The sequence below is a fragment of the Cupriavidus sp. GW821-FHT07C08 genome (assembly GCF_059419025.1).
This window is the reverse complement of record NZ_JBWKQZ010000020.1, coordinates 79,304-94,864: the sequence shown is the minus strand read 5'-3', so window position 1 is coordinate 94,864 and position 15,561 is coordinate 79,304. Positions and strand designations below refer to the sequence as shown.

The window sequence follows — 15,561 nt, the reverse complement described above, 5'->3', positions numbered from 1 at the left end:
CTCCGTGACGATGGCTTCCTTCTCCCGCAAGGCGGGGGAAGGGAGCGCATCGCCCCCTTTCGCACACCCAGAACAACAAGGCGCTGAAGCGCCGCCACTGCGCCAGCCACTATGCCCAAACTACTTCCGACAATGGCCATGCCATGGCTGCGCGCCCTGCTGGCGGCGCTGCTGCTGGCGACTGCGCCGTGGGCCGCGGCGCTGACGCAGGCCGAACTGAAGCCGCTGGCCGAAGACGATTTCGATGCCAAGACCGCGGCGCTGACCGCGCTGGCCAAGGCCCCGCCCGAACAGGCCGGCCCGATCCTGAAAGCCTTGCAGGACGACGCGCTGCAATATGCACCATCGGTCGGCATGGTGCGCCAGGACGGCGACAAGACCGTCGATGCCATTACCGGCAAGCCGGTCACGGTGAAAGCCGACGAACTGGAATCCCTGACCCTGAACAACAGCCTGCGCGCGCTGGTCGACAGCGCCGCCAGCAGCCTGCTGCTGCAGTCAGCCGACATCGCGGTGCGTGCGCAGGCGGTCGCCACGCTGCGCGCCCAGCCGGAAAGCGCCTCGCGCGCCGCGGTCGAAGCCGCGCGCAAGAACGAGGCCGATGCCGGCCTGCGCACCAGCCTGGACGTGATCTGGGCCAACCTGGTGCTGGGCGAGCCGGCCGATCCGGCAGCGCATGACGCGCGGCTTGAAGCCATCCGCATCCTCGGCAGCGACAGCAACCCGCAGAGCCGCCAGAAGCTGGCGCCGCTGGTGGAGCGCGACAGCGCCGGCAACTACCGCGAGCCCGATGCCGACGTGCGCCTGGCCGCGCAGCAGGCGCTGGACACGCTGCGCAGCGACCAGCGCCGCGCCGAACTGATCGGCAACCTGTTCGCCGGGCTGAGCCTGGGCAGCGTGCTGTTGCTGGCCGCGCTGGGGCTGGCCATTACCTATGGCCTGATCGGCGTCATCAACATGGCGCACGGTGAATTCCTGATGATCGGCGCCTATGCCACCTACGTGGTGCAGTCGCTGTTCCGCGCCTACGCGCCGGGTGCGTTCGACTGGTACCTGCCGGCGGCGCTGCCGGCCTCGTTCCTGGCGGCAGCCGTGGTGGGCTTCGTGCTGGAGCGGCTGGTGCTGCGCCACCTGTACGGCCGCCCGCTGGAAACGCTGCTGGCCACCTTCGGCGTGAGCCTGCTGCTGATGCAGGCAGTGCGCACGCTGTTCGGCGCGCAGAACGTGGAAGTGGCCAACCCGGCGTGGATGAGCGGCGGCATCGAGTGGATGCCGGGCCTGGTGATTCCCTACAACCGCATCGTCATCATCCTGTTCGCGCTGGCGGTAGTGGCGGTGGCGTGGGCGGTGCTGAACCGCACGCGGCTCGGGCTGTTCGTGCGCGCCACCACGCAGAACCGCACCATGGCGGCCTGCGTCGGCGTGCGCACCTGGAAGGTCGACAGCTACGCCTTTGCCTTTGGCGCCGGCATTGCCGGGCTGGGCGGCTGCGCGCTGTCGCAGATTGGCAATGTCGGTCCCGACCTGGGCCAGGCCTACATCATCGATTCCTTCATGGTGGTGGTGCTGGGCGGGGTGGGGCAGCTGGCGGGCACCATCGTCGGCGCCTTCGGGCTGGGCATCATCAACAAGTTCATCGAGCCCTTCTATGGCGCGGTGCTGGCCAAGATCTTTGTCCTGGTGCTGATCGTGCTGTTTATCCAGAAGCGGCCGCAGGGACTTTTCGCGCTCAAGGGGCGCAGCGCGGAGGCATGATGCAGCGAGTCCAATCGAATTCTTCCGCCACCCCGTTCCGGCTTGCCGTGCCTGAGCGCCAGGCGCTGTTCTCGCGGCGCGGCTGGATGGCGCTGGCGGCGCTGGCGGTGATCGTCGGCATTGGCGTGCCGGTGTGCGCGCTGGTGTTGCCGGAGGGCCATCCGCTGCACCTGTCGGCCTATGCGCTGACGCTGGTCGGCAAGATCATGTGCTTTGCGCTGGCCGCGATCGCGCTGGACCTGGTGTGGGGCTACTGCGGCATCCTGAGCCTGGGCCACGGGCTGTTCTTCGCGCTGGGCGGCTACGCCATGGGCATGTACCTGATGCGGGCGATCGGGCGCGAGGGCGTGTACAAGAGCGAGCTGCCGGACTTCATGGTGTTTCTCGACTGGAAGGAGCTGCCCTGGTTCTGGCACGGCACTGAGCACCTGGGCTACGCGCTGCTGCTGGTGGTGCTGGTGCCGGGCGTGCTGGCGTGGCTGTTCGGCTTCTTTGCCTTCCGCTCGCGCATCAAGGGCGTGTACCTGTCGATCATCACGCAGGCGATGACATATGCGGCGATGCTGCTGTTCTTCCGCAACGAGACCGGTTTCGGCGGCAACAACGGCTTCACGGACTTCAAGCGCATTGCCGGCTTTGCGATTGCGGCGCCGCAGACGCGCACGGCGCTGTTCGTGCTGACCTTCCTGGCGCTGCTGGCGGGCTTCATCGCCTGCCGCTACATCGTCACGTCCAAGCTCGGGCGCGTGGTCACCGCGGTGCGCGATGCCGAGATGCGGGTGATGTTCTCCGGCTACAACCCGCTGGGCTACAAGCTGTTCGTGTGGACTTTCTCGGCAGTGCTGTGCGGCATCGCGGGTGCGCTGTATGTGCCGCAGGTGGGCATCATCAACCCTGGCGAGATGTCGCCCGGCAACTCGATCGAGATGGCGGTGTGGGTTGCCGTGGGCGGGCGCGGCACGCTGATCGGGCCGGTGATCGGCGCGTTCCTGGTCAATGGCGCCAAGACCCTGTTCACCGCCCACTTTGCCGAATACTGGCTGTTCCTGCTGGGCGCGATGTTCGTGCTGGTGACCTTGTACCTGCCCGATGGCGTGACCGGGTTGTGGAACCGGCTGCGCGAGCGGCGCGCGGCCGCACCGCCAGCCGCTGCAGACCCCGTTTCCGCGCCTGCCGTGGCAGGCCGCACCGGAGGTGAAGCATGAATGCCGCACTCCAGCACGGCCAGGCCGAAAGCGGTGATGCCACCGGCCTGGGCCGCATCGTCGAGCCCGGTACCATCGATGTCTCGCACGGGCCGATCCTGTACCTGGAAGACCTGACGGTGCAGTTCGACGGCTTCCGCGCGCTGAACAAGCTGACTTTGTCGATCGACCATGGCGAGCTGCGCTGCGTGATCGGCCCCAACGGTGCCGGCAAGACCACGATGATGGATGTCATCACCGGCAAGACCGGGCCGCGCAATGCCAATGTCAGCGGGCGCGTGTTCCTGGGCCAGACCATCGACCTGATGCGGATGACCGAGCCGCGTATCGCGCAGGTGGGCATCGGCCGCAAGTTCCAGAAGCCGACGGTATTCGAGCAGCACGCGGTGTGGGAGAACCTGGAACTGGCGATGAAGGCCGACAAGCGCTGGTGGTCGTCGCTGCGCGCGCGGCTGACGGCAGAGGGGCATCGCCGCATCGAGGAAACGCTGGCGCTGACCGGACTGGAGGCCGAGGCCTACCGGCCCGCCGGGCTGCTGTCGCACGGGCAGAAGCAGCGCCTGGAGATCGGCATGCTGCTGATGCAGCAGCCGCAGCTGCTGTTGCTGGACGAGCCGGTGGCCGGCATGACCGATGAAGAGACCATGCAGCTGGCGGCGCTGCTCAACGGCCTGCGCGGCAGCTGCTCGATGATGGTGGTCGAGCACGACATGGAGTTCGTCGCCGCGCTCGCGGGCGATGCCGGCCAGGTCACGGTGCTGGCCGAGGGCAGCGTGCTGGCCGAAGGCACGCTCGACAGCGTCAAGCGCGATGAGCGCGTGATCGAATCCTACCTGGGAAGATAAGCATGCTGCAGGTCAATGCACTGAACCAGTTCTACGGCGGCAGCCATATCCTGCGCAATGTCAGCTTCGACGTGCCCGCCGGCAAGCTGACCACGCTGCTGGGCCGCAACGGCGTGGGCAAGAGCACGCTGCTCAAGTGCCTGATGGGCGTGGTGCCCACGCGCAGCGGCAGCATCCAGTGGGAAGGGCAGGCGCTGGAGAGGAAGGCGCCGTATGAGCGCGTGTCTGCCGGGCTGGCCTATGTGCCGCAGGGCCGGGAGATCTTCCCGCGGCTGACGGTGGAAGAAAACCTGCTGATCGGAGCCGCCAGCCGGGCGCGGCCGTCCGGCGTGCCGGACCGGATCTACCAGTTGTTCCCGGTGCTGCGCACCATGCGGCTGCGCCGCGGCGGCGACCTGTCCGGCGGCCAGCAGCAGCAACTGGCGATCGGGCGCGCGCTGATGAGCGAGCCGGGCCTGCTGATCCTGGACGAGCCTACCGAGGGCATCCAGCCTTCCATCATCCAGGACATCGGCCGGGCGCTGCGCCTGCTGGTTGACGAGTTCGGCATGACAGTGCTGCTGGTCGAGCAGTACTACGAGTTCGCGCGGCATATTGCCGACCACTACGTGGTGATGAGCCGCGGCGAAGTGGTGGCGCGGGGTGCCGGCGCCAGCATGGAGCAGGACGGTGTGCGGGAGCTGATCGCCGTGTAGGGCGGCCGCGCGGCAGCGCCGGGATTTGTGGGCCATACGCTGCTTCCGCCAAGGCGGGCAGCGCGCTATGATTGCTTGCAACTCCCGCCATTGCGTGCGCCCCCTCCGCCGGCTGTCCTTGCCATGCGCCATCCCGATTTCCCTTCCGCCCTCGCCGTGCCCGCCGCATGGCAGGCCACCTTGCGGCTGCGCTTTGCGCAGCGCGGCGAACGCACCGCGCTGACCGAGCGGCGCCACCAGGGGCCGCTGCTGGTGCAGAAGCCGCTGTATCCGGAAGGCGGCATCTGCCATGCGGTGATCCTGCATCCGCCAGCGGGCGTGGCAGGCGGCGACAGCCTGGACATCGACGTGACGGTGGAGGCTGGCGCGCACGCCGTGCTGGCCACGCCGGGCGCCACCAAGTGGTACAAGTCGCTCGGCCGCGAGGCGGCACAGCATGTGCGCCTGACAGTGGGCGCAGGCGCGCGGCTGGACTGGCTGCCGCAGGAGAACATCGTCTTCGACGACGCCCGTGCGCGGATTTCGACCGTGCTCGACGTCGCGCCCGGCGGCAGCGCGATCGGCTGGGATGCGGTGGTGCTGGGCCGGCAGGCATCTGGCGAGCAGTGGGCCAGCGGCGCGCTGTGGCTGGATACCCGCATCGGCGCCGGCGAACGCGCGCTGTGGTTCGAACAATCGCATCTTGAGGCCGCGTCGCCACTGCGCACCGCGGTGGCCGGGCTCGACGGACTCAATGTGCTGGGCACACTGTGGGCGGTAGGCGAGGGCGCGACGCAGGAACTGGCCGAAGCGCTGGCCGAACAGCTGCCCTATCGGCCGGAGCTGCGCGCCGGCGTGACCTGCCTGGCCGCCAACGGCCAGTCGATGCTGCTGCTGCGCGTGCTGGGCCGGCAGATGGAAGCCGTGCGCCACGTCATGGTCGACAGCTGGCAGGCGCTGCGCATGCCGATCCACGGTGTCGCGGCGCGGCCGCTGCGGCTGTGGGCCACGTAGGCCGCCAACAGAGACAACCGAACCCAAGAACCAGGAACAAGAGATGGAACTGACGCCGCGAGAGAAAGACAAGCTGCTGATCTTCACCGCCGCACTGCTGGCCGAGCGGCGCAAGGCACGCGGGCTGAAGCTGAACTATCCGGAAGCGGTGGCGCTGATCACCGCCGCCATCATGGAAGGCGCGCGCGATGGCCGCACCGTGGCCGAGCTGATGCATGAGGGCACCACCGTGCTGAGCCGCGAGGACGTGATGGATGGCGTGGCCGAGATGATCCCCGAGATCCAGGTGGAGGCCACCTTTCCGGACGGCACCAAGCTGGTGACCGTCCACCATCCCATTGTCTGAAACTGACCGTTCCCCGATTTTGATCACGATAACAAGACCAACCCGAGAGCCGACATGAACCGTACCGCCTGCCTGCGTCTTGCCCTGGGCACTTCCCTGACCGTTGCCGCCGGCGCCGCCCTGGCACATCCCGGCCACGATGCCGCCACCGTCAGTGCCAGCCTGTGGGCCGGCCTGGCGCACCCCTTCACCGGCGCCGACCATTTGCTGGCGATGGCGGCGGTAGGCGTGTGGAGCGCCTTGATTGCCCGCTCGGCCGCCGATACGCTGCGCCTGCCGCTGGCCTTCGTGGCGCTGATGCTGGTGGGGGCTGCAATCGGCCTGTCCGGTGTGGCGCTGCCCGCAGTCGAACCGATGATCGCGGCCTCATTGCTGGTGATCGGGTTGCTGCTGGCGCTGCGCGCGAAGCTGCCGGCGTGGGCCGGTACGCTGCTGGTCGGCGGCTTTGCCGTGTTCCACGGCTATGCCCACGGGGCCGAACTGCCCGCCACCGCTGGCGCGCTGCCTGCGGTACTCGCATACGTAGGCGGGTTTGCCGCCGCCACCATGGCGCTGCACCTGCTGGGCATCGGCGCCGGCACGCTGTTGCGCCGCCATGCCGGCTGGCTGGCCCGGGCGGCCGGTGCCGGCGTGGCGCTGTACGGCGCCAGCCTGCTGGTGGCCTGAGGAGAATCGCCATGATCCCCGGTGAACTGATGCCCGCCGACGGCGAGATCGAACTGAATGCCGGCCGCGCCACGGTCAGCGTGACGGTGGCCAATACCGGCGACCGGCCGATCCAGGTCGGCTCGCACTTCCATTTCTACGAGACCAACACCGCGCTCGCGTTCGACCGCGAAGCCGCGCGCGGCTTCCGGCTGAATATTGCCGCCGGCACCGCGGTGCGCTTCGAGCCCGGCCAGACGCGCACGGTGGAACTGGTGGCACTGGACGGCGACCGCATCGTCTACGGCTTCAACGGCAAGATCATGGGAGCGCTGTGATGGCAAAGATCTCCAGGCAGGCCTATGCCGAGATGTTCGGCCCGACCACCGGCGACCGCCTGCGGCTGGCCGATACCGGGCTTATCATCGAGGTCGAGAAAGACTTCACCATCTACGGCGAGGAGGTGAAGTTCGGCGGCGGCAAGGTGATCCGCGACGGCATGGGGCAGAGCCAGCGCATGGCCAGGGATTGCGTCGACACCGTCATCACCAATGCGCTGATCGTTGACCACTGGGGCATCGTCAAGGCCGATATCGGCCTGAAGGGCGGGCGCATCGCGGCGATCGGCAAGGCCGGCAATCCGGATATCCAGCCGGGCGTGACCATCGTGGTCGGGCCGGGCACCGAGGTGATCGCGGGCGAGGGCATGATCGTCACCGCCGGCGGCATCGACAGCCATATCCACTTTATCTGCCCGCAGCAGATCGAAGAGGCGCTGATGAGCGGCGTCACCACCATGATCGGTGGCGGCACCGGGCCGGCCACCGGCACCTTCGCCACCACCGTGACGCCGGGGCCGTGGTATATGGAGCGCATGCTGCAGGCGGCCGATGCCTACCCGATGAATATCGGCCTGCTGGGCAAGGGCAACGCCAGCCAGCAGGGGCCGCTCCTGGAGCAGGTGGAAGCCGGCGCCATCGGCCTGAAGCTGCACGAGGACTGGGGCACCACGCCGGCCGCGATCGACACCTGCCTGTCGGTGGCGGACGCGACCGACACCCAGGTGGCGATCCATACCGACACGCTCAACGAAGCCGGCTTTGTCGAAGCCACCATCGCCGCCTTCAAGGGCCGCACCATCCATACGTACCACACTGAAGGCGCGGGCGGCGGCCATGCGCCCGACATCATCAAGGTGTGCGGCGAGGCCAACGTGCTGCCGTCGTCGACCAACCCGACGCGCCCGTACACCGTCAACACGCTGGACGAGCACCTCGACATGCTGATGGTGTGCCACCACCTGGACCCGTCGATTGCCGAGGACATTGCCTTTGCCGAAAGCCGCATCCGCCGCGAAACCATCGCCGCCGAAGACATCCTGCACGACCTGGGCGCGTTCTCGATGATCTCCAGCGACTCGCAGGCCATGGGGCGCGTCGGCGAGGTCATCATCCGCACCTGGCAGACCGCGCACAAGATGGCGCTGCAGCGCGGCAAGCTGCCGGGCGATCCCAACGATGCGCGCGGCGGGCACGACAACTTCCGCGTCAAGCGCTATGTCGCCAAGTACACCATCAACCCGGCGCTGACGCACGGCATCGCCCATGAAGTGGGCTCGGTTGAAGTCGGCAAGTGGGCCGACCTGGTGTTGTGGCGTCCGGCGTTCTTCGGCGTCAAGCCCAGCCTGATCCTGAAGGGCGGCATGATTGCCGCGGCCGCGATGGGCGATCCCAATGCGTCGATCCCGACGCCGCAGCCGGTGCACTACCGGCCGATGTTTGCTTCGGCCGGCGGGGCGCTGCACCGTTCGTCGTTGACCTTTGTGTCGCAGGCGGCGCTGGCGGCCGGCATCGGCGAGCGCTACGGGCTGGCCAAGACGCTGTCGACGGTGCGCGGCACGCGCACGGTAAGCAAGCGCGACATGGTGCACAATGACTGGCAGCCGCATGTCACGGTTGATCCGGAGACCTACCAGGTCGTTGCCGACGGCCAGTTGCTGACCTGCGAGCCCGCCACCGAGCTGCCCATGGCGCAGCGCTATTTCCTGTTCTGACTGGCCGGGGCCCGCGCCCCGCATCGCCCATGCTGAAGATCGACAAACTCCTGAGCGCCCCGCACGGCATCGCGCCCGTGCTGGTGCGCCGCGCGCCCAAGCTGGTCCTGCCCTTCGCCGAACGCAGCAAGAGCCGCCTGCGCGCGGTGCTCGACAACGGCGACGAAGCCGCGCTGTTCCTGCCGCGCGGCACCGTGCTGCGCGGCGGTGACTTGCTGGTGGCCGAAGACGGCAGCTTCGTGGAAGTGCAGGCCGCTACCGAGGCAGTGCTGGAAGTGCGCGCGCAAGACCCGCATGCGCTGATGCGTGCGGCCTATCACCTCGGCAACCGCCATACGCCGGTGGAGATCGGGCGCGACTACCTGCGGCTGGAATACGACCCGGTGCTGGCCGACATGCTGCAGCGCCTGGGCGTGCGCGCCGAGCGTGCCGAGTTGCCGTTCGAGCCGGAGGCGGGGGCCTATGGCGGCGGGCACAAGCATGGGCACGATGCGACGTTTGCGGAGGACTATGCGGCCGCGCAGGCGGTGTTTCATGAGCATCATGGGCACGACCACGGGCATTCGCATGGACCTTCGCACGGACATGGTCATTCCCACGATCACGGTGATCCGCACCATGTCCACGACGAGCATTGCGGACACAAGCATTGATTGCGTGCCATGACCGGCCTGCCCCAACTGATCTCGCTGCTACATCTGGCATCGCCATCCCTGCCGATCGGCGGCTTCAGCTATTCGCAAGGCCTGGAAGCTGCGATCGATTGTGGCAGCGTGCATGATGCGCCGAGCGCAGAACGATGGATCCGCGACAACCTGCTGCATGTGCAGGCGCAATGCGAAGCGCCGCTGTGGCTGCTGCTGCATCGCCACTGGCTGGCAGGCGACGCTGCGCAGGTACGGACGTGGAACGACTGGTTCCACGCCACGCGCGAGACTTCCGAGTTGCGGCTTGAGACCGAGCAGATGGGCTGGTCGCTGTCCAGGCTGATTGCGCAGATGGAGTGGGGCGCGCCCGTGCTGCGCGAGACGCTGGCTGCGCTGTCGCCGGTCTGCCTGCCGACGGCGTTCACTGCGGCATGCGTGGCGCTTCAGGTCGAGGCGCGCGATGGCCTCGCCGCCTATTGCTTCAACTGGGCCGAGAACCAGGTCGCCGGGGCGATCAAGGCGGTACCGCTGGGCCAGGTGGCGGGGCAGCACATGCTGCGGCGCCTGCACGGCGCGGTGCTCGATACGGTCGATGAAGCCGCGCGCCGCGCCGAAGCCACGCCGCCGCAACTCTCCACCTTTTCCCCGATGCTGGGCCTGCTTTCCGCGCGCCACGAAACGCAGTACTCCCGGCTGTTCCGATCCTGAATCCATACCGCACCATGACCCAGGCCCGTACCAAGAAGAACCCTCCGCTGCGCGTCGGCGTCGGCGGCCCGGTTGGCTCCGGCAAGACCACGCTGCTGGAAATGCTGTGCAAGGCGATGCGCGACCGCTATGACCTGGTTGCCATCACCAATGACATCTACACCAAGGAAGACCAGCGCCTATTGACGATCTCCGGCGCGCTGCCGGCGGAACGCATCATGGGTGTGGAAACGGGCGGCTGTCCGCACACCGCGATCCGCGAGGACGCCTCGATCAACCTGGAGGCGGTGGACCGCATGCTGGCGCGCTTCCCGGATGCTGACGTGGTCTTCATCGAGTCCGGCGGCGACAACCTCGCCGCCACCTTCAGCCCAGAACTTTCTGATTTGACGATCTACGTTATTGACGTAGCCGGCGGTGAGAAGATTCCGAGAAAGGGTGGGCCGGGCATCACCAAGTCCGACTTGCTGGTGATCAACAAGACGGACCTGGCGCCATACGTCGGGGCATCGCTGGAAGTGATGGAGAGCGATGCGCGCAAGATGCGCGGCGCCCGGCCGTTCGTGATGGGCAGCGTCAAGTCCGGGCAGGGCCTGGACGAGGTGATCCGCTTTATCGAACGGCAGGGCATGCTGGGCGTCTAGTCTGCGTTGTCGCCCTTGGCATCGGAGGTGGTGTTAGGGGCGTGAGTCAGCGACGGGCGGAAGCTGCCCTTGCCCGCCAGCGCCCGTGCCACCGCGGCCACCAGGTTCAGCTCGGGCTCGGTCAGCTCCGCCATATGGCGCACGGAGGCCTCGATCGCCGCGCGCTGGCGGTTGCCGAAGGGCACGCGCGATTGTTCCACCTGCAGCTGGCTGGCGTCATGGCGGCTGAAGTCGAGCATCTCCGGGGTCGGCACGGCGAGCGTCTCGGCCAGCCCGCAGATGTTGGCGAGCGCAAGGTTGCGCTTGCCGCTTTCGATGCCGCTCAGGTATGAGCGCGACAGTCCGCTTTCAAGCGACAGGGTTTCCTGGGACCAGCCCCGCTGCTTGCGAAGCCAGGCAAGATGCAATCCGAATAGTCTGAGATTTCGAGAAGTCATGGGGTCGTGAAAGGTTCGGAGTGGTCTGAGGCTAAGGGTTTGACCTTGAGGCCACGACACTTATCCTCCTCCTCACTATCGGTGTCCGATCCGCAAATTGAGGGGTGCGCCAGGCAAAATGGCGCGACACGATGGCATCAACCGGACGGCCTGCATGGCCGAGCCAAACGGGCCACTGCGCAATGCCGCGCGCATCGCTGTCATGCGTGCGCCGCGCTGCGCGGACAGCCGCCTTGCGGCCTGTCGCCCTGCAGGGGGATTGCCATGCAGATCTTCACGCTGTTCGAGGCGCGGATGCGCGCCCTCCATGCCGACCGCCACGCGCCGTCGGACTTCATTCCCGGGTTCCAGTCACGCTTGCTTGCCGCTGCTGCCGGCCTCGGTAGCACCTGCGACTACGTCTTTCTCTGCGCCGGCGAGACCCAGGCTGAATTTGCCGCGGACCGCCATGAATGGTGGGGCTGCCTGCGCGGGGGCCTGCGGCTGTGGTCGCCCGGGCGCGGCTGCCTGCTGATGGGCGGCGGCGAGCTGTTTGCGCCGGCGCCAGGCGTGCCGATGCAGGTGCAGGCGATGGTCGACACCATCCTGGTGCGCACCGTGCCGCAAGGGCCTGCCGATGCCTCGCGGCCGGTGGCGCTGCCTGCGGGCGGATGGCACTGCGCGCTGGGCGGCATTGCCGCGGTCGAGGCCAATGGCGCAGAGGGGATGGCCGGCATGCACGTGTTGCCGTCCGAGGTTTTGCGGGCACAGGGCCCGCAGCCGGAGCAGGGCATGCGGCCGGAGTTCATCCAGCTCGACCAGTCAGGCGAAGACTGGGCGCAGCGGCTGCAGGCGCGCGGGCTGCGCTGGGCGCTGTGCTACCGCGGCGCCATCGGCCTGCACTGGCATGGCGCGCTGGTGCGGGCCGGCGGGGACATGGCCTTCCTGCAGCCCGGCACGCTCTACGCGCCGGACCCGCACGAGTCATGCCGGCTCGATGTGCTGTTGCCGGGCACCGGCCTGCTGTGCTGCTTCGGACCGGGCGATGACGCGGACCTTGGCGTTGCGGCCCGCGGCGGCCGGCGCGCGGACGGGTATGCCGTTGCGTGCCACGCGCTGGCGCCGGCCTGATGCCAGGCGGGGCAGCCGGGGCCAGGGTCCCGGCTGCTGCAATACCAGGCTCAGTGCCGCTTGTATTGCGTGGCGCCGAACAGGACCTCGCGTGCCTTGTCGTCCTGCAGCGCCTTGCGCGCGCTGGCCAGCACTTCCACGCCGCGCTTGACCGCGGGGCGCTCGGCGATCTCGTTGAACCAGCGCTTCAGGTGCGGGTAGTCGTTCAGGTCCACGCCCTGGTTCTGCCAGCTGCGCAGCCACGGGAAGGTGGCGATGTCGGCGATGGTGTACTGCTCGCCGGCCAGGTAGGCGTGCTTTGACAACTGTGTGTCGATCACGCCGTACAGGCGCCTGGCCTCGTTGGTGTAGCGATTGACCGCGTACTCGATCTTCTCGGGCGCGTACATGCGGAAGTGGTGCGCCTGGCCCAGCATCGGGCCCACGCCGCCCATCTGGAACATCAGCCACTGCAGCGCCTCGTACTTGCCGCGCACGTCCTCGGGCAGGAACTTGCCGGTCTTGCCGGCCAGGTAGAGCAGGATGGCGCCCGATTCGAACAGCGAGATCGGCTTGCCGTCCGGGCCGTCGGGGTCGACGATGGCGGGGATCTTGTTGTTGGGGCTGATCTTCAGGAAGTCCTCGCCGAACTGGTCGCCGGCGCCGATGTTGATCGGATGGACCTTGTACTCCAGGCCGCATTCTTCCAGCATGATGTGGACTTTGTGGCCGTTGGGCGTGGCCCAGGTGTAGACGTCGATCATCGCAAAAGATCTCCTGGCTGCGATCGTTGGGGATGGCCACATCAACCACTGACGTGGCGAACCGGGCGATTTAAGCACAGAAGAAAAAAACGCGCAGACTGGCTGCGCGTTTTCCATACTGCCGGCAGGGCCGAAGCCCCGCGGCGTTGCCAGGCGGTCAGAACCCGCGTGCCACCGGCATCCTGATGTCGTCCGGGTTCAGGTTCATGTGCTTGGCCAGCTCCAGCTTGGCGATGGCGTTGCGGTGCACCTCGTCCGGACCATCGGCCAGGCGCAGCGTGCGCTGGTGCGCCCACCAGTTGGCCAGCGGGAAGTCGCTGGAGACGCCGGCGGCGCCATGGACCTGGATGGCCCAGTCGATCACCTTCAGTGCCACGTTCGGTGCGATCACCTTGATCATGGCGATCTCGGCCTTGGCCACCTTGTTGCCCACGGTGTCCATCATGTACGCGGCCTTGAGCGTCAACAGGCGCGCCATCTCGATCTCGCAGCGGGCTTCGGCGATGCGTTCCTGCGTCACGCCCTGGCTGGACACCGGCTTGCCGAAGGCCACGCGCGACAGCGCGCGCTTGCACATCAGTTCCAGCGCGCGCTCGGCCACGCCGATGCTGCGCATGCAGTGGTGGATGCGGCCCGGGCCCAGGCGGCCCTGCGCGATCTCGAAGCCGCGGCCTTCGCCCAGCAGGATGTTCGAAGCCGGCACGCGCACGTTCTTCAGCTCGATCTCCATATGGCCGTGCGGCGCGTCGTCGTAGCCGAACACCGGCAGGAAGCGCTTGATGGTGATGCCCGGGGTATCGGCCGGCACCACGATCATCGACTGCTGCTCATGGCGGCCGGCGTCGGGATTGGTCTTGCCCATCACGATGTAGACCTTGCAGCGCGGGTCGCCCGCGCCCGACGACCACCACTTGGTGCCGTTGATCACGTAGTGGTCACCGTCGCGCTCGATGCGGCATTCGATATTGGTCGCGTCCGACGAGGCCACGGCCGGCTCGGTCATCAGGAAGGCCGAGCGGATCTCGCCGGCCAGCAGCGGCTCGAGCCACTTGTCCTTCAGTTCCTCGGAGGCATAGCGCTCCAGCGTCTCCATGTTGCCGGTGTCGGGGGCCGCGCAATTGAAGACCTCGGCCGACCAGGGCACCCGGCCCATGATTTCGCACAGCGTGGCGTACTCCAGGTTCGACAGGCCTTGCGGCGCACGCGGCGAGCGCGGCAGGAACAGGTTCCACAGCCCGGCTGCACGCGCCAGCGGCTTCAGTTCCTCGATCACCTTGGTCGGTACCCAGGCGTTGCCCGCGCGGCGATTGGCGTCGATTTCCTCCGCGAAACGCTTTTCGTTCGGGTAGATGTGCTGGTCGAAGAAGGCCAGCAGCTTGGCCTGCATTTCCTTGACCTTCGGGCTGTATTCGAAATCCATGTGGTCTCCTCGCTACGGAATCAGTGGACGCCGGGGTGGGTGGCGGCGCCTCGTTGGCCTCGGCAGGCCCCGGCATCAGTGCGGCATGGGCCGATGGAATGCACTCTATCTGAAAGCCGGTAATAAGAAAAATGAATTTTCTGGATTTGTCAGTATCAATTCCCTGCATTCCGTGCCAGAATCTTCGGCATGCAGCTCTCCCGCATCGACCTGAATCTCTTCGTGGTGTTCGACGCCATCTACAGCGAAGGCAGCATCACCGCGGCCGCGCGCCAGCTCAACCTGACGCAGCCCGCGGTCAGCCATGCGCTGGGCCGGATGCGCACGCTGTTCGACGACCCGCTGTTCGAGCGGCGCGGGCAGGGCATGGCGCCCACGCCGCTGGCGCGCTCGCTGGCCGCCGAGGTGCGCAGCGCGCTGCAATCGTTCGCGCGCACGCTGCAGGATACGCCGCACTTCGATCCCACCAATACCGTGCGGCGTTTCACCATCGGCATGCGCGACGCGCTGGAATCCACGCTGCTGCCGCCGCTGATGGCGCGTGTCACGGCAATGGCGCCGCACGTGGAGATCGCCGCGATCCGCTTCGACCGCCGCGAGATGGAGTCCGAGCTGCTGGCCGGCACGCTGGACGCGGCGCTGGACATCCTGCTGCCGGTCTCGCCCGCCATCCACCACGCACCCTTCATGGCCGATCCGATGGTGGTGCTGGCGCGGCGCGACCATCCGCTGGTGAAGAAGGAACTGACGCTTGAGCGCTACCTGGCGGCCGAGCATGTGCATGTGTCGTCGCGCCGCCGCGGCGCCGGGCTGGAAGACCAGGCTCTGCACCGCATGGGCCTGACGCGGCGCGTGCGCCTGCGTTGCCAGCACTATGCGGCCGCGTGCCGCGTGGTCAGTTGCACCGACCTGCTGGCCACGCTGCCGCTGCGCTATGCGCGCATCGCCAATGAGCCCTATGCCAACCGCCTGCTGTCGCTGCCGTTCAAGGTGCCGTCGCTGGAACTGCACCTGTACTGGCATGCGGGCGGCGAAAACGACGGTGCCAACCGCTGGCTGCGCGAGCAGCTGATGGCCGTGATGGCCGCGCTCGGCACCGGCATGGCCGACGTGGCTGCCGCCAGCTAAGTGCGCCCGCGCCCGCATGGCTGGCACCGCAAGCGCCCCGCGCGGCGCCCCGGTGCGGCGCGCGCGGGTCACACGTAAGGAATTGTTCATGGGCTAGACCCTCCCGGTCCGCGCCCATACCATCGTCCGGTCTTTCTGCCCCCGGCGCCGCCGCCGCGAGCCCGTGTCCACACGGTGCTGGCGATGG

At 67.7% G+C, this 15,561-nt stretch carries 17 protein-coding genes; 14 read left to right on the top strand and 3 right to left on the bottom strand.

Annotation, left to right across the window (positions count from 1 at the left end):
- The first annotated feature begins 132 nt into the window (after positions 1-132).
- The 12 genes from urtB to ureG all read left to right on the top strand — a co-directional run bounded on the left by urtB (position 133) and on the right by ureG (position 10,536).
- Positions 133-1,755: an urea ABC transporter permease subunit UrtB gene (gene urtB / locus AC07UK_RS23705; RefSeq protein WP_494686343.1), complete on the top strand. Its 1,623-nt coding sequence runs from the start codon at positions 133-135 to the stop codon at positions 1,753-1,755.
- The gene (urtC, locus tag AC07UK_RS23700) at positions 1,755-2,960 is read left to right on the top strand and encodes an urea ABC transporter permease subunit UrtC (protein WP_436223051.1); all 1,206 of its coding nucleotides are present in this window, start codon (positions 1,755-1,757) and stop codon (positions 2,958-2,960) included. The genes urtB and urtC overlap by 1 nt, the downstream gene beginning before the upstream one ends.
- The gene (gene urtD / locus AC07UK_RS23695; protein ID WP_010809104.1) at positions 2,957-3,805 is read left to right on the top strand and encodes an urea ABC transporter ATP-binding protein UrtD; all 849 of its coding nucleotides are present in this window, start codon (positions 2,957-2,959) and stop codon (positions 3,803-3,805) included. The genes urtC and urtD overlap by 4 nt, the downstream gene beginning before the upstream one ends.
- Before the next feature lie 2 nt (positions 3,806-3,807).
- Positions 3,808-4,500 carry an urea ABC transporter ATP-binding subunit UrtE gene (gene urtE / locus AC07UK_RS23690; protein ID WP_436221153.1) on the top strand — a complete coding sequence of 231 codons (693 nt, stop codon included), beginning with the start codon at positions 3,808-3,810 and terminating at the stop codon, positions 4,498-4,500.
- A gap of 123 nt (positions 4,501-4,623) precedes the next feature.
- Positions 4,624-5,493, top strand: coding sequence for an urease accessory protein UreD (locus AC07UK_RS23685; RefSeq protein ID WP_436221154.1), 870 nt, complete (start codon positions 4,624-4,626; stop codon positions 5,491-5,493).
- Between the two features lie 43 nt (positions 5,494-5,536).
- On the top strand, positions 5,537-5,839 hold the full coding sequence (locus AC07UK_RS23680) for an urease subunit gamma (protein WP_013956041.1): 303 nt from the start codon (positions 5,537-5,539) through the stop codon (positions 5,837-5,839).
- 54 nt (positions 5,840-5,893) lie between these two features.
- Entirely contained in the window at positions 5,894-6,505 is a 612-nt protein-coding gene (locus AC07UK_RS23675) for a HupE/UreJ family protein (protein ID WP_153955102.1), read from the top strand.
- 11 nt (positions 6,506-6,516) lie between these two features.
- The gene (locus AC07UK_RS23670) at positions 6,517-6,822 is read left to right on the top strand and encodes an urease subunit beta (protein WP_018313224.1); all 306 of its coding nucleotides are present in this window, start codon (positions 6,517-6,519) and stop codon (positions 6,820-6,822) included.
- Positions 6,819-8,537 (top strand): urease subunit alpha, encoded by a 1,719-nt coding sequence (gene ureC / locus AC07UK_RS23665; RefSeq protein ID WP_436221155.1) that lies wholly within the window; start codon positions 6,819-6,821, stop codon positions 8,535-8,537. Before AC07UK_RS23670 ends, ureC begins: the two co-directional genes overlap by 4 nt.
- A gap of 29 nt (positions 8,538-8,566) precedes the next feature.
- Complete coding sequence (gene ureE / locus AC07UK_RS23660) at positions 8,567-9,190, top strand: urease accessory protein UreE (protein WP_436221156.1); 624 nt, start codon at positions 8,567-8,569, stop codon at positions 9,188-9,190.
- Positions 9,191-9,199: 9 nt separating this feature from the next.
- Positions 9,200-9,892 (top strand): urease accessory protein UreF, encoded by a 693-nt coding sequence (locus AC07UK_RS23655; RefSeq protein ID WP_436221157.1) that lies wholly within the window; start codon positions 9,200-9,202, stop codon positions 9,890-9,892.
- A gap of 14 nt (positions 9,893-9,906) precedes the next feature.
- Positions 9,907-10,536, top strand: coding sequence for an urease accessory protein UreG (gene ureG, locus AC07UK_RS23650; protein WP_013956047.1), 630 nt, complete (start codon positions 9,907-9,909; stop codon positions 10,534-10,536).
- Here ureG and AC07UK_RS23645 read toward each other — a convergent pair.
- Positions 10,533-10,973: a helix-turn-helix domain-containing protein gene (locus AC07UK_RS23645; RefSeq protein ID WP_436221158.1), complete on the bottom strand. Its 441-nt coding sequence runs from the start codon at positions 10,971-10,973 to the stop codon at positions 10,533-10,535. The two genes, ureG and AC07UK_RS23645, sit on opposite strands and share 4 nt — an antisense overlap.
- A gap of 264 nt (positions 10,974-11,237) precedes the next feature.
- Here AC07UK_RS23645 and AC07UK_RS23640 point away from each other — a divergent pair, with 264 nt between their 5' ends.
- Positions 11,238-12,083 (top strand): hypothetical protein, encoded by an 846-nt coding sequence (locus tag AC07UK_RS23640; RefSeq protein WP_494686334.1) that lies wholly within the window; start codon positions 11,238-11,240, stop codon positions 12,081-12,083.
- Positions 12,084-12,133: 50 nt separating this feature from the next.
- Here the strand turns inward: AC07UK_RS23640 and AC07UK_RS23635 are convergent, their stop codons facing one another.
- Together AC07UK_RS23635 and AC07UK_RS23630 are read right to left on the bottom strand one after the other, a co-directional pair.
- Complete coding sequence (locus AC07UK_RS23635; RefSeq protein WP_436221160.1) at positions 12,134-12,826, bottom strand: glutathione binding-like protein; 693 nt, start codon at positions 12,824-12,826, stop codon at positions 12,134-12,136.
- Between the two features lie 157 nt (positions 12,827-12,983).
- A complete protein-coding gene (locus tag AC07UK_RS23630; RefSeq protein ID WP_494686333.1) occupies positions 12,984-14,246 on the bottom strand; it encodes an acyl-CoA dehydrogenase family protein in 1,263 nt (420 codons plus the stop codon).
- 189 nt (positions 14,247-14,435) lie between these two features.
- On the opposite strand from AC07UK_RS23630, the gene AC07UK_RS23625 reads away from it, so the two are divergent.
- Entirely contained in the window at positions 14,436-15,374 is a 939-nt protein-coding gene (locus AC07UK_RS23625; RefSeq protein WP_114134019.1) for a LysR family transcriptional regulator, read from the top strand.
- Positions 15,375-15,561 lie beyond the last annotated feature (187 nt).